This window comes from Dysgonomonas termitidis (genome assembly GCF_042654545.1).
Classification (GTDB): domain Bacteria; phylum Bacteroidota; class Bacteroidia; order Bacteroidales; family Dysgonomonadaceae; genus Dysgonomonas; species Dysgonomonas termitidis.
On the sequence record NZ_JBHSGN010000050.1, the window covers coordinates 67,292 to 94,186 of the forward strand.

Annotated in this window: 24 protein-coding genes; 14 read left to right on the forward strand and 10 right to left on the reverse strand. The window is 41.3% G+C overall.

The features are described 5' to 3' along the window. Positions 1-6: 6 nt before the first annotated feature. Positions 7-1,470, forward strand: a complete 1,464-nt coding sequence (locus ACFO6W_RS05960) for a sodium:solute symporter (protein WP_379994471.1) — start codon at positions 7-9, stop codon at positions 1,468-1,470. Positions 1,471-2,146: 676 nt separating this feature from the next. Here the strand turns inward: ACFO6W_RS05960 and alaS are convergent. Next, a complete protein-coding gene (gene alaS, locus ACFO6W_RS05965) occupies positions 2,147-4,765 on the reverse strand; it encodes an alanine--tRNA ligase (protein WP_379994472.1) in 2,619 nt (872 codons plus the stop codon). A 186-nt stretch (positions 4,766-4,951) separates the two neighbouring features. Between alaS and ACFO6W_RS05970 the strand changes: the two genes are divergently transcribed. Both ACFO6W_RS05970 and ACFO6W_RS05975 read left to right on the forward strand, forming a co-directional pair. Continuing rightward, a complete protein-coding gene (locus ACFO6W_RS05970) occupies positions 4,952-5,923 on the forward strand; it encodes a M23 family metallopeptidase (RefSeq protein WP_379994473.1) in 972 nt (323 codons plus the stop codon). A gap of 72 nt (positions 5,924-5,995) precedes the next feature. Further along, a complete protein-coding gene (locus ACFO6W_RS05975) occupies positions 5,996-6,346 on the forward strand; it encodes a MerR family transcriptional regulator (RefSeq protein WP_379994474.1) in 351 nt (116 codons plus the stop codon). A gap of 7 nt (positions 6,347-6,353) precedes the next feature. Here the strand turns inward: ACFO6W_RS05975 and ACFO6W_RS05980 are convergent, their stop codons facing one another. The 8 genes from ACFO6W_RS05980 to ACFO6W_RS06015 all read right to left on the reverse strand — a co-directional run bounded on the left by ACFO6W_RS05980 (position 6,354) and on the right by ACFO6W_RS06015 (position 16,513). Continuing rightward, entirely contained in the window at positions 6,354-6,737 is a 384-nt protein-coding gene (locus ACFO6W_RS05980) for a YybH family protein (RefSeq protein WP_379994475.1), read from the reverse strand. Between the two features lie 88 nt (positions 6,738-6,825). After that, a complete protein-coding gene (locus ACFO6W_RS05985; protein WP_379994476.1) occupies positions 6,826-7,695 on the reverse strand; it encodes an AraC family transcriptional regulator in 870 nt (289 codons plus the stop codon). 33 nt (positions 7,696-7,728) lie between these two features. After that, positions 7,729-9,210 (reverse strand): MBOAT family O-acyltransferase, encoded by a 1,482-nt coding sequence (locus ACFO6W_RS05990; protein ID WP_379994544.1) that lies wholly within the window; start codon positions 9,208-9,210, stop codon positions 7,729-7,731. A 41-nt stretch (positions 9,211-9,251) separates the two neighbouring features. Then, positions 9,252-10,700 (reverse strand): LysM peptidoglycan-binding domain-containing protein, encoded by a 1,449-nt coding sequence (locus tag ACFO6W_RS05995; RefSeq protein WP_379994477.1) that lies wholly within the window; start codon positions 10,698-10,700, stop codon positions 9,252-9,254. Positions 10,701-10,716: 16 nt separating this feature from the next. After that, positions 10,717-12,096, reverse strand: a complete 1,380-nt coding sequence (locus ACFO6W_RS06000) for an SGNH/GDSL hydrolase family protein (RefSeq protein ID WP_379994478.1) — start codon at positions 12,094-12,096, stop codon at positions 10,717-10,719. Between the two features lie 283 nt (positions 12,097-12,379). Continuing rightward, positions 12,380-12,859: a pyridoxamine 5'-phosphate oxidase family protein gene (locus ACFO6W_RS06005; RefSeq protein WP_379994479.1), complete on the reverse strand. Its 480-nt coding sequence runs from the start codon at positions 12,857-12,859 to the stop codon at positions 12,380-12,382. A gap of 95 nt (positions 12,860-12,954) precedes the next feature. Beyond that, positions 12,955-13,869, reverse strand: coding sequence for a DUF3316 domain-containing protein (locus tag ACFO6W_RS06010; protein ID WP_379994480.1), 915 nt, complete (start codon positions 13,867-13,869; stop codon positions 12,955-12,957). Next, positions 13,850-16,513 carry a DNA gyrase/topoisomerase IV subunit A gene (locus ACFO6W_RS06015; RefSeq protein ID WP_379994546.1) on the reverse strand — a complete coding sequence of 888 codons (2,664 nt, stop codon included), beginning with the start codon at positions 16,511-16,513 and terminating at the stop codon, positions 13,850-13,852. The genes ACFO6W_RS06010 and ACFO6W_RS06015 overlap by 20 nt, the downstream gene beginning before the upstream one ends. Before the next feature lie 492 nt (positions 16,514-17,005). Here ACFO6W_RS06015 and ACFO6W_RS06020 point away from each other — a divergent pair, with 492 nt between their 5' ends. Beyond that, complete coding sequence (locus tag ACFO6W_RS06020; protein WP_379994481.1) at positions 17,006-17,389, forward strand: LytTR family transcriptional regulator DNA-binding domain-containing protein; 384 nt, start codon at positions 17,006-17,008, stop codon at positions 17,387-17,389. After that, positions 17,386-18,267, forward strand: coding sequence for a hypothetical protein (locus tag ACFO6W_RS06025; protein ID WP_379994482.1), 882 nt, complete (start codon positions 17,386-17,388; stop codon positions 18,265-18,267). The genes ACFO6W_RS06020 and ACFO6W_RS06025 overlap by 4 nt, the downstream gene beginning before the upstream one ends. 16 nt (positions 18,268-18,283) lie before the next feature. Here ACFO6W_RS06025 and glpE read toward each other — a convergent pair whose 3' ends face one another. After that, positions 18,284-18,574, reverse strand: a complete 291-nt coding sequence (glpE, locus tag ACFO6W_RS06030) for a thiosulfate sulfurtransferase GlpE (RefSeq protein ID WP_379994483.1) — start codon at positions 18,572-18,574, stop codon at positions 18,284-18,286. Positions 18,575-18,683: 109 nt separating this feature from the next. Here glpE and ACFO6W_RS06035 point away from each other — a divergent pair, with 109 nt between their 5' ends. The 9 genes from ACFO6W_RS06035 (at position 18,684) to hisF (ending at position 26,361) form a co-directional block, all read left to right on the forward strand. After that, positions 18,684-19,487, forward strand: coding sequence for a hypothetical protein (locus ACFO6W_RS06035; protein WP_379994484.1), 804 nt, complete (start codon positions 18,684-18,686; stop codon positions 19,485-19,487). Positions 19,488-19,727: 240 nt separating this feature from the next. Beyond that, complete coding sequence (gene metA, locus ACFO6W_RS06040; RefSeq protein WP_379994486.1) at positions 19,728-20,693, forward strand: homoserine O-acetyltransferase MetA; 966 nt, start codon at positions 19,728-19,730, stop codon at positions 20,691-20,693. A 37-nt stretch (positions 20,694-20,730) separates the two neighbouring features. Continuing rightward, entirely contained in the window at positions 20,731-22,566 is a 1,836-nt protein-coding gene (locus ACFO6W_RS06045; RefSeq protein ID WP_379994488.1) for a peptidase U32 family protein, read from the forward strand. 154 nt (positions 22,567-22,720) lie between these two features. Continuing rightward, positions 22,721-23,140, forward strand: coding sequence for a VanZ family protein (locus ACFO6W_RS06050; protein WP_006797597.1), 420 nt, complete (start codon positions 22,721-22,723; stop codon positions 23,138-23,140). Positions 23,141-23,178: 38 nt separating this feature from the next. Then, on the forward strand, positions 23,179-23,652 hold the full coding sequence (locus tag ACFO6W_RS06055; RefSeq protein WP_379994547.1) for a TlpA family protein disulfide reductase: 474 nt from the start codon (positions 23,179-23,181) through the stop codon (positions 23,650-23,652). Between the two features lie 82 nt (positions 23,653-23,734). Continuing rightward, positions 23,735-24,328 (forward strand): imidazole glycerol phosphate synthase subunit HisH, encoded by a 594-nt coding sequence (gene hisH, locus ACFO6W_RS06060; protein ID WP_291112840.1) that lies wholly within the window; start codon positions 23,735-23,737, stop codon positions 24,326-24,328. Between the two features lie 12 nt (positions 24,329-24,340). Beyond that, positions 24,341-24,823, forward strand: coding sequence for a magnetosome magnetite crystal formation protein family (locus ACFO6W_RS06065; RefSeq protein WP_379994489.1), 483 nt, complete (start codon positions 24,341-24,343; stop codon positions 24,821-24,823). Positions 24,824-24,834: 11 nt separating this feature from the next. Further along, a complete protein-coding gene (gene hisA / locus ACFO6W_RS06070) occupies positions 24,835-25,563 on the forward strand; it encodes a 1-(5-phosphoribosyl)-5-[(5-phosphoribosylamino)methylideneamino]imidazole-4-carboxamide isomerase (RefSeq protein ID WP_379994490.1) in 729 nt (242 codons plus the stop codon). A 45-nt stretch (positions 25,564-25,608) separates the two neighbouring features. Continuing rightward, positions 25,609-26,361, forward strand: a complete 753-nt coding sequence (hisF, locus tag ACFO6W_RS06075; RefSeq protein ID WP_379994491.1) for an imidazole glycerol phosphate synthase subunit HisF — start codon at positions 25,609-25,611, stop codon at positions 26,359-26,361. Positions 26,362-26,895 lie beyond the last annotated feature (534 nt).

Below are 26,895 nucleotides of genomic sequence, written 5' to 3' on the forward strand. Positions count from 1 at the left end.
AGATATATGGGGGCTTCTATCCTGTTTATTATAGCTGTATATTTTGCGGTACTTTTGCTGATATCCCACATTGTGAGCAGAAAAGACAGCAATAATGACGCGTTCTTCCTTGGGAACAAAAAATCTCCCTGGTATATCGTTGCTATAGGTATGCTGGGCGACTCTATTTCGGGAGTGACTTTTGTCTCTGTTCCCGGCATGGTGGGGCAATTCGACATGACATACATGCAGATGGTCTTAGGCTTTTTCCCCGGATATCTCATTGTGGCCTTTGTGTTATTACCCTTATATTACAAACTCAACCTGACTTCTATTTATGGCTACCTGCAACAGCGTTTTGGCTTGTTCTCATATAAAACAGGGGCGTCATTCTTTATATTATCGCGAATTGTAGGAGCGGCCTCTAAATTATATCTAATCGTATTGATCCTGCAGACATTGGTTTTCGACCAGTGGAATATTCCGTTTTATGTAACGGTTATCGTTATTGTAGCCCTGATATGGACTTACACGCACCGAAGCGGGATGAAGACAATCGTCTGGACCGATGCCTTGCAAACTATATGCCTGCTGGCGGCATTAGGCCTTATCATCTGGCAGGTGGCTTCGAAGATAGGATTCGATATTTCGCAGGTTGCTGATACTATTCAGAGTAGCAGACATAGCCGCATCTTTGTTTTTGATGACTGGGTGTCGAAGCAAAACTTTTTTAAGCAGTTCTTTAGCGGAATACTCATTGTGATAGTCATGACGGGTCTGGATCAGAATATGATGCAGAAAAATCTGACATGCAAGACCCTTAAAGATGCCCGGAAAAATATGGTCAGTTACGGATTTGGCTTTATTCCTATGAATTATCTGTTTCTGTCGCTGGGTATATTGTTGCTCGCATTTGCAACCCAATATGGGATTACACTTCCGGATAATCCGGACCAGATATTACCGATGTTAGCGACCGAATATTTAGGTATGCCTGTACTGATCTGTTTTACCATCGGTATTATCGCCGCGTCTTTTTCCAATGCAGATTCTGCGTTGACTTCTCTTACTACCTCAGTGTGTGTGGATCTGCTGAATGTGGAGAAGAAGGAGGCCGAAGAGGCTAAAAAGATAAGGGGTAGGGTGCATCTGCTTGTCTGTATTGTATTTTTACTGGCTATCTTCTTTATTGACCATATAAATCAGACGAGCATACTGGATACTATTTATAAAGCGGCGTCATATACTTACGGACCTTTGCTGGGACTATTCTTTTTCGGTCTGTTTACAAAGATAAATATAAAGGACAGGTTTGTCCCTGTTGTCTGTATTCTTGCCCCTCTGTTAAGTTATGCCTTAGAATATACTTTACTACATACTTTGGACTACAGGGTGGGATATGAGATACTTCTTCTGAATGGTTTACTGACCGCAGCCGGATTATTCCTCTTGTCAAAAAAGGGTAATGAGATCAAAATTGGGTTGAATTGAAAAAGTAACAAAGGTAACAGATATATCAGTGAACAGTGAACAGTAAACAGTAATGTAGCTTTCTCAACTTATGACTTACTACTTATTACTTAAAATTTACTACTTGTTAAAAGGTAACAAAAGTAACAGTCTTTTTAGCCTTTGTGCCCTTTGTGATTCCCTTCGTGTACTTAGTGGTTAAAACTCTTCCACAAGGGGCACAAAGATTTACACAAAGAGCACTATATAAAAAGTAACAAAAGTAACAGATATATCAGTGAACAGTGAACAGTCATCAGTCAACAACTTGTATCTCGTGTCTTGTCTACTCGTATCTCATATAACTTTCAACTTACTACTTGTTAAAAGGTAACAAAGGTAACACTTATTTCAGTTAACAGTCAGCAGTTAACAACTCGTATCTCGTATCTTGTCTACTCGTAACGCGTAACTGCCCTAGGGCGAAGTAACTTGTAACTATAAAAAAGGTAACAAAAGTAACACCTTTTTAGATATTTTTCCGGTGTTACTTTTCTGCAATCTTATAATTGATAATAAATAATTTCAAAGAACGACAAGATTATCGTTGTCTTTAATCTTATTATATAGATAAACCTTTTTACTTTTCTCAATGCAAATATAAAATAAGTAGGGACGGTAATTTACCGTCCCTAATAACTATTTAATAGAATAAATATCACTTTATCTTTTCCATTATCTCATGCAATGCATTCGACAAGCCTTCTATATTCTTTCCTCCTGCAGTAGCAAAATGAGGTTGCCCGCCTCCGCCGCCTTGGATATGTTTAGCTGCATCACGGATTATCTGAGAAGCATTTAGTTCGTGATCCTTCACCAGATCGTCACTAATCATCAATGTAAGCATCGGCTTATTTTCATATTGGGTAGCCCCAACGAAAACTGAATTGACAGGGAACTGGCTCCTGATCTGGAATGCTATATCTTTTGCAATATCAGCAGGGAATGGTCCGGCTAAAGAATATATATCTATACCGTTGATAACCTGTTTTTTCTTTATTAAAGCGTCCTTTACCTGAACGATTTTTTCCTTGACGTATTCATCCACCTGTTTTTTAAGTTCTGAATTTTCTTCGAGGAATTTCTGGAGAGCCTGAGTCAGATTAGGCGTATTGTTGAAGAATGATCTCACTTCGGTCAATATATCCTGTTGCGTATAGAAGTAGTTTTCACACGCCTCGGCTGTAATAGCCTCTATGCGGCGTACACCGGCGGCAATAGAGCTTTCATTCACAATACGGAATGATCCGATACGGCCCGTAGATGAAATATGTGTACCCCCGCAAAGCTCTACGGAGTCACCGAAGCGTATAACCCGTACGTCATCACCGTATTTTTCGCCAAACAGGGCCATCGCTCCCATTGCCCTGGCTTCGGAGATAGGGACATGGCGTTTCTCATCGCGGGTAATATCCTCGCGTATTTTTGCTGTTACAAACCGCTCCACTTTACGTATCTCCTTATCCGTCAGTTTCTGGAAATGTGAGAAGTCGAAACGCAGAACACCGGGAGATACATATGAACCTTTCTGTTCCACATGGTTTCCCAGTATTTCGCGAAGGCCTTCGTGCAATAAGTGTGTCGCGGTATGATTACACTCGGTAGCGGTACGGTTCTTCGTGTTGATGCGTGCAATAAATGTAGCTGTCACATCTTCGGGTAATTTAGCAGAGAGATGAACCGCCAGGTTGTTCTCACGTTTTGTATCAGTGATTTCTATTTTCTCATCATCATGTATCAACCAGCCGCTGTCGCCGACCTGTCCGCCCATTTCGGCATAGAAAGGTGTGCGGTTAAGCACTATCTGGTAAAATTCATGATTCTTTTGTTTTACTTTCCGGTAGCGGAGTATCTCCGTTTCACATTCCGTGAAATCGTATCCGAAGAATTCCGGGTCGCCTTCTTTCAGAACTACCCAGTCGCCTGTTTCCACAGCGGCGGCATTACGGGCACGGTCTTTTTGCTTCTGCATCTCCGCCTTAAAGCCGTCGTTGTCTACGGTCATACCGTTTTCGCGAAGGATAAGCTCTGTAAGGTCGAGCGGGAAGCCGAATGTATCATATAGTGTAAAAGCGTCGGCGCCATTCAGTTCCGTTTTATTTTTCGCTTTTGTATCGGATATTTGCTTGTCGAGTAATTTAATACCTGTCTCGAGTGTGCGCAGGAATGATTCTTCCTCCTCCTTTATCACTTTCTCTATCAGCGTTTGTTGTTGGATAAGTTCCGGATAAGCCCCGCCCATAGTCTCTATCAGGGCAGAAATGAGCTTGTACATAAATGCCTTATGCTGGTCGAGGAATGTATATCCGTAGCGAACGGCACGGCGGAGAATACGCCGGATTACATAACCTGCTTTAGCATTCGATGGTAATTGCCCGTCGGTAATTGAGAACGCGATGGTCCGGATATGGTCAGCAATGACACGCATAGCGATGTCTTGTTTTTCATCCTGTCCGTAAGTGCTTCCGGTTAATCCCCCGATAGCTTTTATAATGGTCTGGAATACATCAGTATCATAATTGGAAGTTTTCCCCTGTACTGCCATACATAGCCGTTCGAATCCCATACCGGTGTCGATTACTTTTGCAGGTAGCGGTTCCAGTGATTTGTCAGCTTTACGGTTAAATTGCATGAATACAAGATTCCATATTTCAATCACTTGCGGATGGCTTTCATTTACAAGGGTCAGTGCGTCAACCTTTGCGCGTTCTTCGTCGGGACGTAAATCTATATGTATTTCCGAACATGGACCACACGGTCCGGTATCTCCCATTTCCCAGAAATTGTCTTTCTTATTTCCGTTTATAATGCGGTCTTTGGATAGGTATTGCTCCCAGTATCCGGCAGCTTCGTCGTCGCGTGACAGGCCTTCTTCGGGACTGCCTTCGAATACCGTTACATATAAACGGTTCTTATCCAGCTTGATAACTTTAGTCAGATATTCCCATGCCCATTCTATAGCCTCTTTTTTGAAATAGTCGCCAAAAGACCAGTTGCCAAGCATTTCGAACATCGTATGGTGATATGTATCGTGGCCGACTTCTTCAAGGTCGTTATGCTTGCCGCTAACACGAAGGCATTTCTGTGAGTCCGCCACACGTGGATATTTAATAGGCGCATTTCCCAGAATAATGTCTTTGAACTGGTTCATACCCGCGTTTGTAAACATCAGAGTAGGGTCATCCTTGATAACCATCGGGGCTGACGATACTATCTGGTGTCCTTTGGAAGCAAAGAAAGATTTGAAAGAGTCACGAATTTCTTTAGAAGTCATCATAGTTTTAATGAGTCAATTTATAATATGCCGATGTGCCGATTTATTCTACCTGATAACTTATAATATTGGCATATTGGCACATTTTCACATTAGCATATTTATATTAGTAATTTCAATTTGCAAAAATAGTTCAAAAACTTTACTTTTGTCGAACTCTCTAAACAAAATATCGGAGAAGTACTAAAAATGAAGCGAAAAGTATACTATCGTTACAATCCGCAAACTCTCACATATGAACGGATTTATCCTGGCATGAAGGATAAAGTTATCACCGTTTTCCGTCATTTGATATCGGGCATAGTGGTTGGGATAGGAGCTTTGATAGCATTTGTTTATTTCTTTGGTACCCCTTGGGGAGAGGCTCAGAAAAAAGAAAATCAACTCATACTTACACAGTATGAAGTATTGTCGAGGCGGGCCGACGAGATGTCTAAAGTTTTGAGGGATATACAGCAGCGTGACGATAATCTGTACAGGGCTATTTTCCATGCCGATCCTATTCCTACATCTATAAGGACATCGGGAGTAGGTGCCCCGGGCAGATATGATTACCTGACGGAATTGTCCAGTCCGGAGCTTATTATTCAGACAACGAAGAAGATAGACTATATTTCAAAGCAGATCTATATCCAGTCGAATTCTTTCGATGAAGTACTGGGTATGGCAAAAAATCAGAAAGACCGTCTTAAACATATACCAAGCATTCAGCCGGTTCCTGATAAATTTCTGAAACAGATAGCGTCAGGATATGGTACGCGTATAGACCCTATTTACGGAACAGCCCGTTTCCATGCGGGAATGGACTTTGCATCCAATATAGGTACTCCCGTATATGTCACGGGTGACGGGGTGGTTACCCTTGCCGACTGGAAGCAAGGTTACGGTAAGTGTATTATAGTTGACCACGGTTACGGCTATGAGACTTTGTATGCGCATTTGAATGATTATAAAGTGCGTTATGGCCAGAAGGTTACACGTGGGGAGCAAATCGGTGAGGTAGGGAATACCGGAAAGTCTACCGGCCCGCATCTTCACTACGAGGTTCATGTAAGGGGTGTTCCCGACAATCCGGCAAAGTATTACTTTATGGACTTATCTCCGGAAGAGTATGACAAGATGTTGCAGATAGCCGCTAACCACGGACAGGTAATGGATTGATGTCAGTTAACAGTTAGCAGTAAACAGTAAAAAAAAGCTAAGAGCTATCGGCTAATAGCTAACGGCTAAAATATGAAAATTGATTTAGAAAATAGTAACCGTTTGTACTATTCCATCAAAGAGGTTGCAGTCCACTTTGGTGTAAATGAATCATTGCTTCGTTTTTGGGAGACCGAATTTGATATAATCAATCCACGGAAGACAGATGGCGGCGCCCGCCAATATACCAGGAAGAATATTGAAGATATTGCAGTCGTATATCATCTTGTAAAAGAAAAAGGGCTGACCCTGGAGGGCGCCCGTCAGACTTTGAAACAAAGAAAAGATGAGGAAACACGCAAGGTACAGGTCATACAGAAACTGGAACAGATAAAGAAGGAACTGGAAGACCTGGAGCGTGAGTTCGATAATACCCTTGACTGAAAACGTTCTATACCGGTTTTATAAAAGACCAGTGATTATGGATAATCTTCCATTCATTTGCTACTAACTTATAAACCTCAGTACAGTTCCACTTATATACCGTTTCCCCTGTGTATGATAGCAGATTATAAGTTAAGACCGCCATTTCATCTGTAGCCTGTACCACAGGTTCGATCATTTCATACTTATCTACCAGCACCTTACCTCTCATTTCCTCGTAAAGAGTTTCTATTTTATCGAAGCCATCCGATCTTTTCTCCAGAAAAGGGTCGAAATAAGTGAAGTCCGGAGTGTATAGCTCCAGATAGCCCGACGGATTACCGTTGTTCCATTTCTCTAATGCGGCTGTTTCCAGTGCGATAATCTTTGTTGCGATGTTTTTGTGATTCATGTTTGTAATGATTTAAATTATTTCATTACAAAGGTATTATCTCGCTGTAGAATGCTGGTAATGCATATGCTGGGGAAAATAGCACTTTTTATGGTTTATTGGTATTTCGGTATTGTAAAGGTGTATGGCCTGTTTGTTTCCTGAAAAAACGGATAAAGTATGATGTATTTTCGTAATTGAGAGACGCAGCTATGTCTGATATGGAATCGGATGTATATAAGAGCATTTTTTTTGCTTCTTGTATAAGCTTATTCTGAATAACTTGTTTGGCGCTAATCCCCATTGCCGATTTTATCAGTTCGTTCAGATAATTTGGAGTAATACAGAGTTTGTCTGCATAATGACGGATAGAATGGTTTTGCTTATATCCGATGTCTACAAGTTTTATAAAAGTGTCGGCATGTCTGTTTTTTACGTTTTCGGTATTACCGGAAGATGAATTTCTAAGGATATAAATTCTGTCCAGTGATTTCAGTATCTGATATAGTAACGCTCTTAGTATATGCTTATCTTTTTCTTTATAAGAGTCTATTTCCTGTTTGATCTCATTTATCAGCCGGATAATGTGCGCGGCTTCTTCTTTAAGGCTTAATTTATTAAAAGCATGCGAGCCTTTGAAATATGATAAGTGCTCCAGAAAATCAGGATCATTAAAGAAGGTGAGCAGAAATTCTTTTTCAAATATGAGGGCGTAACCGTCTGTAATATTATCGATGTCCCACCAGCGTATCTGATTGGGTGAGGAGAATATGATATCCCCTTTCCGGACATAATATTCCTTTTCATCAATTTTAAACTTGCCATAGCCATCTGTAATCAGGGTAATGTCATAGTATCCCAACCTATGGATTGCATCCTCTTTCAAATATTTCTTTATATTCTTTAGCCGGACAACATCAATTAACAGCTCTTCGCCATATTTGGTTTTATGGAAGGCGTATTGTTTGATCCGGTACATAAGATATACGTTTAATGGCTTTTGTAATGCCTTTTAAAATTGGAAATAGATAAACGGCTGAGGGCCGCTCGACATTGTAGCATACACCAGCCAGAATGCTAATCCGGCCAATCCTGCTTTGAATACCAACGGAGTACTGTTGAACCCGGCTTTTACCAGATTTACAAACTTCTCAGGTAAGAAATGCATAACATATCCTATGGCGACAAGGATAAATACATTCTTGTATCCTTCGAGAACAACCAGCCAGTCGTGTGGTGCGAATGTCAGGTTGCCGATACTCATAATCACGTCACCGGCCAGTTCGAAACTACCCGCGCGGAAGAATATCCAGCAGAAGGCCACGAAGTGGAATGTGAGCAATATGCAGATGATACGGGTAAAACGGTTGTCCGGTACTTTTATAAATTGTTTGAAGAAACGCTCTACCACCAATATTCCCCCATGTAATCCGCCCCACATGACGAATTTCCATGATGCCCCATGCCAAAGGCCACCGATAAGCATTGTGAGGAACAGATTTATATAGGTTCTTATTTTCCCCTTCCGGTTACCTCCCAAAGAAATGTACAGATAGTCGCGTAACCATGACGATAGAGATATATGCCAGCGGCGCCAGAATTCTGTGATGGATTGTGATTTATACGGAGTCAGGAAGTTGGGTGGAATGGTGAATCCCATCAGTAAGGCCAGCCCGATTGCCATATCTGAATACCCCGAAAAGTCACAATATATTTGCAATGTATAGCCATATACAGCCATTAGGTTTTCGAATGCCGTATAGCTCAATGGAGAATCAAATACACGGTCGACAAAGTTGGTAGATATATAGTCCGATATGACGGCCTTTTTTATCAGACCTATCAGTATAAGGAATATGGCTGTACTGGTTTCCTCTCTGGTCAAATGTAATTTTTTGTACATCTGCGGGAGAAAGTCCTTTGCCCTGATGATAGGCCCTGCTACCAGTTTAGGGAAAAAGCTGATATAGAAGCAGAAATCGAGGGTAGACCTGGCCGGTTCCATCTGCCTGCGGTAAAGATCTACGGCATAGCTGATGGCCTCGAATACGAAGAATGAAATACCGATGGGCAATATTATATTCCGGAAAGATAAATCACCGTGAAATATCGCGTTAATGTTATCAATCAGGAAGTTTGTGTATTTATAATACGACAGCATCCCCAGATTGGCTACAATGATGAGTGTAAGCAACAGTTTCCGTGAAGAAGGTTTCTCTACCTCATACATCTTTTTTGATAACAGATGGGTAACAACAGCGCAAACAAGCAGCAGTATATAGTAATTCCCTCCTGCTTTATAATAGAAGAATAGCGAGAAAACAATAATATATATCTTACGGAAAAGCTCATGCTTCTGAGACTTTGTGAGCACATATATAATATAGAATACAAGGAAAAGCCCAAGGAACAGCGCACTGTTGAATAACAGGGGATGCTCGGGGTTATATACAAACCACGAATAAATGTCCAGATTTCCAAATAGTTTAGATATGTAATCGGGAAGATATATGTCGGTTATATTTAATAGTGTTTTCAATTTATCTTTTTCTTCTTAAAATTATTATATGCGTCAATAAAGTCGGAAGCGAATAATTGACCTTGAGCCTGGTATCCACTGCTTGTGTAGTGGACCTTGTCCCGGGCAATCAGACGTGCATACTCTCCTTTGGGCGCGATACCTGATGCTCCCCCCATACGTGTATATAAATCCCATACAGGCAGGTTACTTAATCCCATAAGGGCATTGCTGTAGTCTGTGATATAGGTATTTACGCGACGGCGCCGAAACATGGATGGTGGCGGGGTCATAACCAACACCGTTGCGAAAGGATTCAACCTTTTTATATTTTCTGCGAACTCCTGTATCTGATAAATATACTCCGTATCGGATAGTTTTCCGAATGACTCATTTGTGCCAAAAGACAAGATCACCAGATCGGGGCGGAGGATAGGCAGCTGTTCAAAAAACAACGGATATTTATTATAATCCGATAGTTTTGCACCATTAACTCCTATCGAATGGTATATGACACCTGGCTTGTCATTTTCTATGACAAACCCGTTGAGGTTATACATCGGTTGCTTTTCAGCCGGTAAAATAGTTATACGGCTCATCAATGTATCGCTGGTATAGGATGAGTAATATGGTTTGGTTACCATATTCACATAGTCTATACTGTCTTTCGCTATATTGGATGTCTGGGCTTTGGTCTGTACAGGCCTGGTACTTCTGGCTCCTGCTTTTACCGGAATTTTAAGCCTCTGCTTTGGTCTTATCATATTCGACTTCATCCCGTTGGCATTCTTTATCTGCGCTACGGTAACTCCATATTTCCGTCCTATTACCGATAAGCTTTCCCCGCTTTTCACGGTGTGGTATCTCATCCCTATAGTAGATGCCGTGACGGTACCCGATGAAGAAACCTGTAATGGCTCGGCTGTTACGGACATTCTGTATTGGGGTTCTTTGGTCGGATATATGATTTTTACATTATTAAACTCGTATCCTTCCTGCGTAGACAGTTGCAGAACGAAGTCTTCGGCAGAAGTGTATAGGGCTATCCCGCTCAGTCCCACACCTACATCGGCAACAGGATATACATTCAACAGGCTCTGCCATGTGGCATTACATGCATATTTTACATAACGGGGACCGTTTGTCCTCACCAGACTGTAAGGGAATGTAAATCCGAACCCTCCGTTCCCGAACTTGATCTGTAGGGCTTCACGGATTGCATTGGTGAAAAAGTCAGCCTGAATATGTGAATCGCCTATATGCACTATATTAACTTTACCTTGCTTGTTTTTCTCTAAATTGTATAATTTCTCAAAAATGGCTGAGAGTAATGCCTGATTAGCAAAAATATTGTCACCGTTATCCTTTGTCTCCTTGCTGTCGTATCTGCCTTTGGCAGAGAGCATCAATGCAGGCAATAATAAAAACAGGAAGAATAGGGGTAGTATTTTCTTTGCAAACTTCATCGGCAGGTTATTTTCTTTATTGTTTCGCTTTAAATTTCGTGTATCCTTTATCTATTTCACTATATATCAGTTTGGCCACTTTCTTTGAGCCGGAGCCGTTGAAGTGGGTATAATCCTTATTGGCCAGTTTATTATCTACCCAGGTTACCATCGAACCTTTGCCTCCCATCACTTCATACAGGGATATAAAGCCGGAATTGGTCTTGCGTGCATAATTCCGTTGCGCATTGGCGAGAGGAACCACAGCTGGGTCGGTTTGCATAGTCCCGTCTATCTTCAATGCCCTGTCTGCTGTGGAAATGACTAATATATCGGCATTCGGGAAGCATTCATGCAGATTGTTCACTACTGTTGTCATATTCCGTTCGTACCAGTTGTAATTCAATGAACCATAGCCTAATACATTTGCTCCATAGTGAAGGATTATCAAATCATAATTCAGTACCTTATCGAAAGCATTCATCAATGCCGGGTTTAGGATGGACAGGGGCAGACCCGAATTTCCACGGGTAGAAAAATTATCCACATGCACACCTTCTCCGTTATCGAAATTGAATCCGTAGATAGGTATGGAATCTGCATTATGGAAATTGACCTGTATCGATTTGGCATTGTGAGACGAAAGGGACAGTGTATTTAGCAGATTTACAGGATTCAGGATCTTGCTGGATACCGAATCTTTATCTGCCGCAACCGTTACATAGGCTTTGCTGTTATTACCCCTGCCGTATAATAATACGGGATTATTCAGTTGGGTCGAATGTTTCTGTGACTGTGCTTTATATCTTACCCAATATGTTTGAGCAGGATCTTTTGCAAAGAAAACCTGCCCGTCTATACCAAATGGTTTCATCGGTTTCTTCACTTTTACAAATGATTGGGAAAACCAGTTTTTAGAATACTGGTGCGATATAGACCCTCTGGCCCCTGCCGAGAGTGAGGATACGGCCACATAGCCGACACCTTCTCCTCCATAATTTTCCTGAAACTCACTGCGGACGTCTTGCACTATGTAGTCCCCGTCGTTCATGGAGTCTCCAAAATAGGCGATTCTGACCTTACCTGTTTTTGTCTCTTGCAGTTCATGCAGCTTGGTGTAGAAACGATTGAGGTTTTGGTATCCGTCAGCTGTCAATGCAGGATTAAAGTTGGCATCTACTTCTTCATAAGCCTGAACTTTTGTACTATCCGGCTCTATAACCGGTATGTCATGTATTTCTGTTGTATCGCTCTGAGCCATAAGAGCCATGCTATCCATCAGGATATTTTCGTTCGCTTCCACATGTTCCGAAAACAAGCGTTCAGGCAAAACTTCCTTGAAAACTAAAAAGGCTGCTATGGATAAGGCTACGAATAAAATTGCCTTACCAAAATACGAATTATTAGATGTACTCACAATCAACAATTTAATCTAATGTTTTATTTGATTCTGAAACTGTTTTTCTAAAGTTGTGCAAAGCTACTTACTTTTCGCTAAAATATATTATGAGAGAAAATATTTTAGTGATATTTTACTTTTATGTCAACGTATCCGGTTCCGATGATCAGATAAAACAATAGCTGTTTACAGATACAAAAGTATATTCTATCTTTCGTATTTTGTCATTGTTTCAGTACGTTTGTACCAAATACGGCGTTTACTGTATGAAATTTGGATTTCTTATGGTGAAATAGAGCGGTTAATATTTTGCTTTTGCCGTAATGTGTTCTATTTCTATTTTGAATGTGGCTGTCCGGCTCCATGATTTATCCATATACTTTTCACCGAGTTCTTCATAGTCCGGTGAATATTTACGGACCAGCAGGCGCAAGGCCTTTCGCTTCTCATCATCTGACATATCTATGCCGGCTTTGCCGAATACGATAACACTTTCGAAGAGGGTTGTAAACTGTTCGGCAATAGGTTTGGTAACACCTACGACGCAGAATGAAACTTTATCGTTTTCTCTTAATATATCCAGTTTCTGCCCCTCCGGCGCACAATGGAAATAGAGGCTGTTACTTTCTTTGTCAAACGCATAGCTGATGGGTATCCCATAAGCATAACCATTCTCTGTTGTTCCTAAGCTCAGGAATCCGTATTCGGAAGTTTGCAGTAGTTCGGTAATGCGAACCTCATCTTCCAGTATTCTGTTTTGTCGTCTTACTTCTCTGAACATTTGGCCTCCCCAACCCCTCCAAAGGAGGGGCCTTTGGTTTATATTTATAAATTACCCACTCTGTTCACCTCCCTTTCGGAAGGTTGGGAGGGGGCTTAGTATCCGTTCCAATAATTATTCTTCGCCTTCTCTCTTGGTCTTTTCACGCTCTCGATAGGAAAGCCGATTACGAAACTATTGGTATAGTGGTGGGTTTGTATATCATGTACTTTCGTCTGATACCACGAACCAAGATAGCCTACGCGGATAGTATATTTATGTATCGGTACATCTACTGTCAGGTAATTGCGCAACGCCCGCTGATTATGCAATGAAGCGAAATTGACTACCCCGACGGAGTTACCTAACGAAATCTCATAATAAGATTGTCCGTATTTGGGAGAGAACAGCATACCCATAAAAGGCGTATCCATTTGCCAGCGTACGGCAAACCATTTGAATTTATAGGATGCTGTAAGCGACAGGTTCAGATTGGTATATCCACGTGCAGTGGCAGGATTATTCCCGTTGCGCTCATTATAAAGTACGCCTGCATTGATATCCCACAGCCCACCGACACCGAAGCGGAATGCATCGGTATTATACAGGCTGTAATGTCCGCCGATACGGTAATTTGCCAAAGCCCAGTATTCAGTGGCGTTCTTTGCCGGATTGTCCCCTTTGGAAAAGTCCAGTTCAAAGACCTGTTGTTTGTAGAATTTATAATTGAGCCACGTGGTACGGCGCATTTGCTCATACATCAGATGTATGGAAAATCCTTTGTATTCTAATGGTGACAAGTATGTGTCGTACATATTGGCAGAGCCAATGGATGCAGTGATGGTGTTGTTGGTGATAAGAGGTTTTGGAATACTTAGACCGGAGTCATCAATAATTATTGATACTTGTTTTATTGCATCAGCTTCAATGACTACAGTTTTCAGAGTATCTTCTTTAATTTGAGAAGAAATACTGCTGCAAAGAAGTAAGCAGCATGTCAAATACAGATATCTACTCTTCCTTATCTCCATCTTTAAACAATGATTGTTGCCCGGTTATTTCATCTATGATATCCGATATAGGCCGGTTGTCGATTTCGTCATCGTCGTCATCTATCTGTACTTCGAATTTCTTTTCTTCTTCCTCTGCTACTTCGGGGAAACGGATAGGTTCCAGTTCCCTGATCTCTCCGATTTCGAATGTCGACAGGCGTTTGCCTTTTGCTTTAAAGCCTTTTACTGCGATGAATTCATCGGCATCTATTTCCAATGCTTCACGGTAATTATCACGACCACCGAATGTAACCTGTATCCGCGGATAAACAATATCGGTCAGTATATGTAATTTCGATTCATGATTTTCTCCAAGGAAATTCTGTTTCTTTGCTGAGGCTTCGAATGCAAAACGTTTCAGATACATGAACTGCTGGTCAGCATCAAACAGTACGGCTGTCCAGGTCTTATTCGCGTCGAATTTCTCTATACGGATAATACCTGCTTCGTAGTGATTGGTTACATCAAAATTTGAAGTATAGAACTCCCCGTTTTGATTAACTACCAATATCAGGTCATCGCTCTGAAATTCTCCGAGGAATTTGCCGCGTCCGTCATAGTTAAGGCGTAATACATCCTGGTCGAACCAGACTTTGCGTCCTCCGAGGGTCGAGCCTCCTTTCTGTTTCAACGATATTTTATGCACTTCTGCTTTTGTGAGAATATTACCCATCGACTGGCGTCCTTTGATGGCTATATCGCTGAAGTCTTTTTCGAAAACGAGTATTTTCTGGCGTGGTTTGGGTTTCAGTATTACACGTATTGTTTCCGCCTCTCCGTTAGGATTCGCGCTGAAATATACAATCCGTGAGCCTTCCTTACCCTGTGTTACATCGTATTCCTTATCGCGGGTGATACCTGTTACAGCAAAGCGTTTAATATAATCGGGCCCATGCTTTCCATGACGGTATACCACATTGTAAATTGTACGGTTGTCGTTACGGCGGAAGACATAAAGATACAGTACGTTTTTGCCGACGAACATTTTATCACTGACTTTTACAATCTTATATTTCCCGTCCTTATAGAAAATAATAATATCGTCAATGTCGGAGCAATTACATACATATTCGTCTTTCTTTAGCCCTGTCCCGATAAAGCCTTCTTCGCGGTTGATGTAAAGCTTTTCGTTGGCTTCCACAACCTTTGTAGCCTCAATGGTATCGAAACTCCGTATCTCCGTTTTACGGGGATAGTTCTTGCCGTATTTCTCTTTCAACATCATATACCATGAAATGGTATAGTCTACGATGTTTTCGATATCATGCTTTATTTCTTCTATTTCTTCTTTATATCTGGCGATCAGTTCATCCGCCTTGTCGGAGTTGAATTTGAGGATACGGCCCATTCTTATTTCCATCAGTTTCATGATGTCTTCACGGGTTACCTCGCGGATAAACAGTTTGGCAAATTTAGACAGGCGTTTGTCGATATGTTCGACAGCGGCATCCATGTTCACGGCGTTTTCAAACTCTTTATCTTTATAGATGCGTTCTTCGATAAATATTTTTTCGAGAGACGAGAAATGGAGTGTTTCTTCCAGTTCGCTCTTTTGTATTTCCAACTCAAGTTTGAGTAACCTTTGTGTATTTTCGGTCGTATCTTTGAGTATTTTGCTGACAGCGAGGAAATACGGCTTGTTATCTTCAATTACGCAGCAGTTTGGAGAAATGCTGATCTCACAATCAGTGAAGGCATAGAGCGCGTCTATTGTTTTATCAGACGAAACACCGGCAGCCAAATGTACATGAATTTCTACATTCTGGGCTGTGATATCGTCTACCTTACGGATTTTTATCTTGCCTTTGTCATTTGCCTTCAGGATAGATTCTACGACCGAAGACGATGTCCTTCCATAAGGAATATCACTTATGACAAGTGTTTTATTGTCCAGTTTGGATATTTTGGCACGTACTTTTACCGAACCGCCGCGTTCTCCGTCATTATATTTGCTTATATCTATATATCCCCCTGTCTGAAAATCAGGATATAAAGTAAATTCTTCTCCTTGCAGATGCGCTACGGCAGCATCGCATAATTCGTTGAAGTTGTGAGGGAGTATTTTAGAAGATAACCCTACGGCAATACCTTCAGCACCCTGTGCCAGCAATAAAGGGAATTTTACGGGCAGGGTAATGGGTTCTTTGTTACGCCCGTCATACGATGGTTTCCATTCGGTTGTCTTAGGATTAAAAAGCACTTCCAGTGCAAATTTAGAGAGGCGGGCTTCTATATAACGGGGAGCGGCTGCACCATCCCCGGTGAAGACATTTCCCCAGTTTCCCTGACAATCGACCAGTAAATCTTTTTGGCCCAGCTGTACCAAAGCGTCACCTATAGATGCGTCTCCATGCGGGTGGAACTGCATGGTGTGGCCTATGATATTTGCCACCTTGTTGTAACGTCCGTCATCCATTCGCTTCATCGAATGCATGATTCGTCGTTGTACGGGTTTTAACCCGTCGGTAATATGCGGAACGGCACGTTCGAGTATAACATAAGAAGCATAGTCCAAAAACCAGTTTTGGAACATGCCTGACAAATGTAGCTGATTGTCGCCCGAGTCTTTCACTGGTACCTTATAATCGGAATGGCTGCTGTCATTCTCCGATTCCTCATCCATAACGGGTTCGTCGTTCTCTAAATTCTCTGGTTCGTCGATAATATCTTCGGGGAACATGTGTAATATCTGATTTTAAGTAAAAGATAGAATTTAATGATACATTCCGGATTGCAAGCTGTTTCTTTACTACCCAAAGTAATAAACAGGTCTGCGATCATAGCTATTTCAAAACTCGTTCAAAGATAGTTTTTTTTGCTGTGAAATCAAAATTGATAAATGAATATGGAGAGGGTAATTTATTATTATATTTCGCTCTCTTATCTTGTATGTTTTTTGATATTTTATATCCCGCAAAACAACTGCAGGAGATCTGTTAACTTACAATTGATACTATTAAAATCCTATATTTGTATTTGAATAGTATGAAGATTACAATGATACATATTAGACATATATATTTCATACAACAGATCGCCTGTTTAATACATAAAGTATCTTTGGATAGTGGATTATATCAGGAATAATCTATTTTTGTATTAAATTAATGAGGTAATGCAGAGATATCTTGTATTGGCAAACAGTAACGACCTGGTGAGGGTCTCTCCCGAGAGGATAGTCTATATATCTTCCGACGGGAATTATTCCACTATGGTGCTGGTCAATAAGGAAGAGCATCTGTTTTCGTTCAATCTGGGGACTTTCGAAAAGGTTATTGAGCAACAGCTGGCCAACGATGCAGGTACTTTTATACGTCTGGGTAAAAGCCTGATTATAAATGCACAATATATCTATTACGTGAACGTTTCCAAGCAGCAGATTATTCTTTCAGATATCAGCTTTCCTCATAAATTTGCACTTTCTGCTTCGAAAGAAGCTTTGAAAGCATTGAAGACAGTATTGGAAAATAGTATAAAAAGCAGGAGATCCGAACAATGAGCAAGAAAGATATACAAACAGAAAACGAAGTCTACTTTCTTGGCTCAAAAGAAAGTAGGGATAAAAAGCCCGCCTCCAAAAAGAGGTGGTGGCTCATAGCTGTGGCTTGTGTAGTGATAGCAATAATAGTAGCATTGTTGATATTGCTATTGCGCAAACCGGATGCCGATTATTATTTCGAACCTGAAACGGAAGAGGCTGTGCATACGGCTGGTATAACTCCTGATACGATAAAGGCTATATCCGGTGATACCATAAAAGGCTATGTGGAAATATTGGAAGAAACGGTTAACGATGTGCCTATGTTTGTTTACGTACCTCATCATGCAACACTGTCATTATCTGTAGGTATGCCGGATAAGTCAGATTCAACGATTGTTCTCATCACACAGGCTGCCGATATCAGGGGTGATAATTACGAGATAGTAGGCGATTTTGTCCTTGCCGGGGAAAAACTATCGCGGGGTGTTGCCAAAACAGGATTTTGCGCGGTCATTGACGGTGAAGTTACTATCGGGGTTTCGGATAATACTCCATTGTTGCAAAAGGCGATTGAATCGAAAGGCTATTTTTTCAGGCAATACCCATTGGTAGATAATGGTGTACTGATAGAAAACAATCCGAAGAATAAATCGATCCGCAGGGCGCTGGCTACACGTTCCGGTAAGGTGATAATGGTAGAAAGCCGCAGCGCCGAGTCATTCCATGATTTTGCGCAGGCGCTGGTCGATATAGGGGTAATTGATGCGATATATCTGGTTGGAAGCAATACTGCATTTGGCTGGTACTATGACAAATACCACGTAAAGACTGAATACGGAAGTACCCAGTCTGAAGAGCTTAAGAATATATCTTATATCGTTTGGCGTTCGCAATGAGATACCTGTACGGAAATCACTCCCATCCCTCGTATCCGCCATCGATGCTATACACATCTTCAAAACCCTGCTCTGTAAGGAATTGGGCTACCATTTGGCTGCTATTTCCATGATAGCACATGACTAATATGGGATAGGTCTTATTTGTCATTGACACAAATCCGGGTATGCTCAGGTGGGTAAGATGTGTCGCTCCTTTTACGTGTCCTTGCCGGAAGCTCTCTTCATCTCTGATATCTACCAGTATTGTTTCGGGATTCAATAGTTTTTCTTTGGCCTGATGCGGTGTAATTCTCTTTAACGGCATTCTTTTCTATTGTTATTAGTTTATTCTATATATTATTTGATGTTATAGATTGAACAAATTCAACTGGTTTTTGTTTTTAGTCTTAAAATCACAAATAAAGGACACTGACGTGCAAAAGAAACTATTACTTGCCTTATTGGCAATTATTCAATCATCCCTGATACTCGCTCAATCCGGACCTGCCTATAGGAAAGGAACATTCTTCGCCCTGTGGGGCTGGAACAGGGATGCCTATACGAACTCCGATATTCATTTCAAGGGTAATGATTATGACTTTACTCTCCATAAAGTGAAAGCATCAGATAAACAAAATAAGATCAGCTATTTCAATTACCTGCGTCTTGATCGGATAACCATTCCTCAAACAAACTTGCGCCTGGGGTATTTTATAAAAGATAATATGGCTATAACTTTAGGTGTAGATCATATGAAATACGTTATGGACCAGAATCAGACCGTAGATATAGACGGACATGTAAAGCCTGAATACCAGTCTCATGTGAATGACGACGGTTCTATAAAACTGACTGACGACTTCCTCACATTTGAGCATACCGACGGGCTTAACTATATAAATGCAGAACTGGAATATTATAAGAATTTCTTCCATAAAGGTATTCTTAACGTGAATGGTCTGATCGGCGGTGGAGCCGGATTTCTTATGCCCCGGAGTAATGTTATGATGATGGGGAACGAACGGCACGACGCTTTTCATCTCGCAGGATTCGGGTTGAATGCGAAAGCCGGGCTGGACCTAAATCTGTGGAACTTGTTTTTTATACGTTCCGAAGTGAAAGAGGGATATATTAATATGCCAAGTATAAGGACGACCGTATCGTCGGACGACAAAGCTCATCAGGCATTCTGGTTTGCAGAACTGACTTATGCATTTGGGTTTAACTGGCATTTTTAGAAGGATATAAGTGCCTGTAGAATAGATTTATATATACTCGGTGTAGTATTTAAAAAGTGTTTGTTGATTTTAGAGTAACCAGAAGTAAGTATTAATTAAGTGTCTGATAACCGGTTACTGTTAACAGCATCCCCCTTTCGGGCCCTGGGGGACTGTTAACTTAAAAAAATCATAACTCATAACCTATAACTCATAACTAAATCATAACTTTGCATACTTGATTTGTAAAAGCTATAGACCATGCCAGTTAATATACCTAACAATCTTCCGGCGATTGAGATTCTGAAGAAAGAGAACATCTTTGTAATGAACCAACTCAGGGCAAACGAACAGGATATCCGTCCTTTGCGTGTGCTCATTCTCAATCTGATGCCTATTAAGATAATGACGGAGACTGATTTGATAAGGTTACTGTCAAACAATCCGTTGCAGGTAGAAGTAGAGTTCCTGAAGCTGGAAACCCATACTTCTAAGAACACTTCGGAAGAGCACCTTGAAATGTTTTACAAGAACTTCAGTGAGGTGAAGGATGATTTCTATGATGGTATGATAATAACAGGTGCACCTGTGGAACTGTATGAATTTGAAGAAGTGACTTACTGGCCCGAAATATCTTCTATATTCGACTGGGCGCGTACTCATGTGACATCTACATTATATATATGCTGGGCGGCACAGGCTGCCATGTATCATTTCTACGGAGTGAAAAAATATCCGCTACCGGAGAAAATGTTCGGTGTATTCAAGCATATTGCCCATGATAAGAAGTTCCCGTTATTCAGGGGGTTCGACGACGAGTTTTATATACCTCATAGCCGCCATACAACCGTAACACGGGAAGATGTGCTTCGGCATCATGAGTTGAAAATACTGTCGGAGTCGGATGATTCCGGTGTCGGAATAGTTGCATCCCGCGGAGGACGTGAATTTTACCTGACAGGACATTCCGAATATGCACCATATACACTTCATAACGAATATATACGGGATGCGGAAAAAGGCTTACCTATAAAGATTCCGCTCAATTATTATAAAAATGATAATCCTGAGAACGGGCCGGTGGTACGATGGTCGGGGCATGGTAATCTTTTATTTAATAATTGGCTCAACTACTTTGTATATCAGGAAACTCCGTATGATAAAACGAGAATCAAAGACTTGGGTAATATAGACCCTATGAACGAGGGGTATATGTACCATATCTAAGTTCAATCAATAAACAAATATTATAAGAAAATAAGCTTTGCTGAAAGCGCGCAAAATAGAGCTGCTTGCTCCTGCTAAGAATCTGGAATGCGGTATTGAAGCCATCAATCACGGAGCGGACGCGGTGTACATCGGCGCACCGAGATTCAGTGCGCGTGCAGCTGCCGGAAATACACTTGATGATATCAGGTCGCTGGCGGAGTACGCACATCAGTTCGGAGCAAAAGTGTATGTCGCCCTGAATACCATATTGACAGATAGCGAATTGCAGGACGCCGAAAAACTCATCTGGCAGTTATATGCCGATGCCAAAATAGATGCGCTGATAATTCAGGATATGGGTATCACTATGCTTAATCTTCCACCGGTTGCATTGCATGCAAGCACACAAATGGATAACCGGAGCGCGGAGAAGGTGAAGTTTCTCGAAGATGCAGGATTTAAGCAAATCGTATTGCCCCGGGAATTGACAATAGATGAAATAGGCGAAATTGCCGCCCATGTAAAAACTCCTATCGAAGTCTTTGTGCATGGCGCATTGTGCGTATGTTACAGCGGGCAGTGTTATCTCAGTCAGGCTTTGTCGGGGCGAAGTGCGAACAAAGGAGCATGCGCCCAGTATTGCCGTTTACCGTACACGCTGGTTGACGCTGACGGAGAAGAGATAATGCAGAAGAAGCATTTTCTGTCGATGAAAGATCTCAATCTGTCGGATAATCTGGAAGAATTACTGGAGGCTGGCGTCAGTTCCCTGAAGATAGAAGGACGGTTGAAAGATGTTTCCTATGTAAAAAATATCGTTGCCTATTACCGTATGAAGCTGGCTGCAGTCATGGAGGGAAATCCCCAATATATAAGGGCCTCGTCGGGCAAATCTGTCTATACATTCGAACCCAGTCCGGAGAAAAGTTTCAACAGGGGCTTTACCAGATACTTTCTGCACGAACGCAGTCGTAATATGTGGTCGGTAGACTCACCCAAGTCGATAGGTGAACCGATCGGGAAGATTACTGAGATTACCACAAAATATATAAAGGTTAATGGTGCCAAAAAGATACACAACGGCGATGGCCTTTGCTATTTCAATAATAAAAAAGAGCTGGAGGGTATCCATGTTAACCGTGTAGAAGGAGAGCTTATTTTTCCGGCAACGATTCCCGATGTTAAGCGTGGTACTTTTGTGTACCGCAATTATGACCATGAGTTTGAAAAGTTGTTGTCGAAGAAATCGGCGGAACGCCGTATAAGCACGACTATTGAACTGAATGAAATTTCGTTCGGCTTTTCTTTAGAAATTACCGATGAAGACGACAATTATGCCATCCTCAATTTTGAAACAGAGAAGCAAACGGCTCTGAAAGACCAAACTGAAAATATCCGGAATAATCTGAGCAAGACGGGTAATACGATATTTAAAGTGGAACAGGTCAATATAAACTGGAACGATAGTTGGTTTGTCCCGGTGTCGCTGTTGTCGGAATGGAGAAGACAACTGACAGATAAACTATTATCCGTAAGGAAAATCAGATATCAACAGGAAGTTGTCCCTCATAAACGGACCTCGCATGCTTTTCCTGTTAAAGATATTACATATCTGGGGAATGTGATGAACGAAAAGAGCAGGCAATTTTATACGCAACATCAATCGTCGGTGATACAGCCTGCGTTTGAAAAACAGGGACAAAAAGATGTCCCTCTGATGTTTACTCGTCATTGTATCAAACAGTCATTAGGTTGGTGCCCGAAAGAAGGAAGCGAAAAACATCCTTACAAAGAACCTTTCTTTTTGATATATAACAATACGAAATTGCGTCTTTGGTTCGATTGCCGGAATTGTGAGATGAAAGTATTTAACGATTCGTACGCAGAATAATATATATATTGATATTTTCTGTATCTTTGAACCTGTATTGGAAATACCTGATATGAGTAATGCATGCAATTCAATGGGATACTCTCAAGTCTTAACCTGCTGTTGTTGTTTTACTTATCAATGTAATAAATAGGTCTGCGACCTTATTCATGCTATGCTGAAAAGAATTGTAAGATATACCTGGCCCCCTGCGGTCATTGCTGTTATCATTTTTTATCTATGTTGCCTTATCCCTACGGATGATATACCTGATGTCGGGTTTCAGTTCTTTATCCCTGCCGATAAGATTGTGCATTTCCTGATGTATTTCGGTCTGGCCGGAGTGGCATCTTTCAATTATATCTTTTACAAAAAAGGGCATATTATTATATTGAAGCTTGTTGTTTTCGCCATACTGGTCCCAATAATTTACGGGGGAGTAATAGAGATAATACAAGCGGAATATTTCCCGGGAAGGAGTGGGGATTGGTACGATTTTCTGGCTGATGCGCTGGGTGTACTGGCATCCTTACCTATTTCCCTTTGGTTTAGGCGTTTTATGTTAAACAGGCAATTACAGGAAGAAGACATATGAAAAAGTCAATCGTTATTTTGTTCGTGTTATTTTTCTCAATGAGCATATTTTCTCAGGAAGAAAATTACCAATATAAAGTAAAAGTGGGAGATATTGCTCCCGATTTTGAAATGAGTTTGCCTTCGGGGCAAAAGGTGAAATTATCCTCTCTGAGAGGTAAGGTTGTTATGTTACAGTTTACTGCCAGCTGGTGTGGAGTTTGCCGTAAGGAAATGCCTCATATAGAGAAAGAGATATGGCAGAAGCATAAGGATAATCCGAATTTTGCGTTATATGGCATAGACCGCGAAGAGCCTGCCGAAACAGTATTGAAATTTGCCAAAGCGACAGGAGTGACTTATCCTATCGGTTTAGACCCGCAAGCGGATATCTTTGGCACTTACGCGGAAAAAGAAGCGGGGATCACAAGGAATATCATCATTGATAAGAATGGAAAGATAGTAATGCTTACCCGGCTTTTCAAGATGGAGGAGTTCAACGAAATGGTTGCCCTGATTGATTCTTTACTTTAACAGTGAGCAGTAAACAGTAAACAGTTATCAACTTGTATCTCGTATCTTGTTTACTTGTAACTCGTAACTTTTTTATTAAAAAATGAGTATCGTTATTATAAAATATAATGCAGGGAATATCTTTTCGGTAGAACATGCTTTCAAACGTTTGGGCGTTGAAGCTATTGTATCTGCTGACAAAGAATTGATAAGGACTGCTGACAAAGTGATTTTCCCGGGGGTAGGAGAGGCCAGTTCTACGATGCATCATTTGCGTCAAACAGGATTGGATAAGCTTATTCCCGATTTGGAGCAGCCTGTGCTGGGTATTTGTCTGGGCATGCAGTTGATGTGCGCCCATTCCGAAGAAGGCGATGTGGATTGTTTGAATATATTTGGTGCGGAAGTAAAGCGCTTTGCATCCGAAAGACACGAAGATAAAGTGCCTCATATGGGATGGAATACAATTACAAATCTGAAAAGTGAGGTTTTTGACGATTCACTGGAGGGGGAATTTGTATATTTTGTACATAGCTATTATGTAGCCAGTTGCAAGCATACGGCAGCAACAACAGATTATATCCTTCCATTTAGCGCGGCCATCCATAAAGATAATTTTTATGCAACCCAGTTCCATCCCGAAAAGAGTGGGGGAGTGGGCGAAAAAATATTAAAGAACTTTTTGTTGAATACCTAATACCAATTTATCATGGATAAGTACGATGAATTAAGGAAGCTGGAGGAGCTTAGGGCTCAGGGAGCAATTTCGGAAGAAGAATTTCAGCAGGAAAAGCACCGGATATTGAACCCCGGCAGCTATGGAAACGATGGAAGGGGATTAGGTGGTATACAGAAAGATACATATATCGTGCTGATGCACCTGTCGCAGTTTGCAGGCTTCCTGGTTCCGGGATTAGGCTTTATCCTTCCCATTGTGCTGTGGCTGGTAAACGCAAAAGAATATCCGGAAGTAGACAGGCATGGAAAGAATATCGCGAATTTCATGATAAGTATGCTTATTTATGCGACAATAGCCGGTATCTTCTGTATCACGATCATAGGGATTATAATAGGGCTTCCGATGCTTATCATCATCGCGGTACTCGAAATCGTATTCATAATCATTGCAGCAATAAAGGCCAGTAACGGAGAATATTGGAAGTATCCGTTATCAATCACCTTTTTTTCTTAAATAAACAGAGCATGATAGAGATTATCCCTGCTATAGATATTATTGACGGTAAGTGTGTTCGCCTGTCGCAAGGCGATTATAATGCAAAGAAAGTATATAACGAAGATCCGCTGGAGGTAGCGAAAATGTTTGAAGGCGCGGGTATCCGCCGTCTTCATCTGGTGGACCTCGATGGCGCGAAGGCAAAGAGGGTCGTCAATCAGGCTGTTCTGGAAAAGATAGCGTCAAATACATCCCTCGTCATTGATTTTGGCGGAGGGGTACAAAGTGATTCCGATCTGGATATTGTTTTCGATTCGGGAGCTTCTATGGTTACCGGAGGGAGTATCGCAGTGAGGGATAGAGATTTATTTATCTCCTGGATAGCGAAATACGGCAGTGAAAAGATAATCTTGGGGGCTGATTGTAAGGACGGTAAAATCGCTGTTTCCGGTTGGCAGGAGTCTACATCGGTTGATATTATTCCTTTTATAAAAGATTATAAAGCGGAGGGTATAAAAAAAGTTGTCTGTACCGATATCAGCAAGGATGGCATGCTTCAAGGTCCGTCTATCGACTTGTATAAGGAAATCCTGAAATCTTTTCCGGATCTCTGTTTAATTGCAAGTGGCGGGGTCGGTAGCTTTCAGGATATACTCGATTTGGAGAGTGCGGGTGTGCCTGCTGTTATTTTAGGAAAAGCTATTTATGAGAAACGGGTGACGTTGGACGAATTAAGGGTTAAAAGTTATGAGTTATAAATTCTTAATCCTTCATTCTTAATTTTTCATTTTTAATTAAAATACGTGTTAGCGAAAAGAATAATACCTTGTCTTGATGTAAAAGACGGGATGACCGTGAAAGGAACCAATTTTGTGAACCTCCGGGAAGCCGGAGATCCGGTGGAACTCGGTGTGCGTTACAGCGAACAGGGAGCCGATGAACTGGTATTTCTTGATATTACGGCATCGCACGAGGAGCGTAAGACATTTACCGAATTGGTAAAACGTATTGCCGCAAATATAAATATACCTTTTACCATCGGTGGAGGTATCAATGAATTATCGGATGTAGACCGCTTGTTGAATGCCGGAGCGGATAAGGTTTCTGTAAATTCCACAGCCATAAGAAATCCGGAGATAATTGAGAAAATAGCCAAAAACTTCGGTTCACAGGTTTGTGTTTGCGCAATAGATGCTAACTTTGAAGACGGGATATGGTCATGTTACACCAGCGGTGGACGTAACAAAACAGATAAAGAACTTTTCTCCTGGGCTAAGGAAGCTGAAAATCTCGGCGCAGGTGAAATCCTTTTTACCAGTATGAATCATGACGGAGTGAAGACCGGATATGCGAATGAGGCATTACGCCGGTTGTCCGAAACATTGAATATCCCTGTTATTGCCTCCGGCGGGGCCGGGAATATGGAACATTTTCGCGATGTATTTGTTAATGGTAAAGCAGACGCAGCCTTGGCAGCCAGTGTTTTTCATTTTGGCGAGATAGCGATAAAAGATTTAAAGGATTATTTGAAAAAAGAAAATATAAACGTAAGATAGTTTACGTGAATCAGTATTTGAGAACTTTATCTATATAATAATAAGCTATTAGCTGTTAGCCGTTAGCTTATAGTTCTTTGAAAAGTTGAAAAGGCCCCCTGGCCTCCGAAGTGAAAAGAGAATGAACCCTTCAATCCTCCAAGGGGCAGGGCTGTTAAGTTCTCCACTTTGTTCTGTTATTTTCGGCTGTCATTGGCTCCGCTTCGCTCTGCCGAACGTTGTTTCTGAGTGGAACGAAGGATCTCTTTCGATTAAAGAGATGTTTCACTTCGTTCAACATGACAAAGAGGATATAAGAATGCAGAACTTAACAGCCCTCCCCCAAAGGGGACTTACAGAGAGGGGGAAAAAAACAGATAAAAAATAGTGGAAAAAGTGTAACTTTTGTAACTTTTTTGATATAGTTACGAGTTATTTCGCCCTGTGGGCAGTTACGAGTTACGAGTAGACAAGATACGAGATACGAGTTGTTAACTGTTTACTGATATATCTGTTACCTTTGTTACTTTTTGAAGGAGATGCTTCGCTCCACTC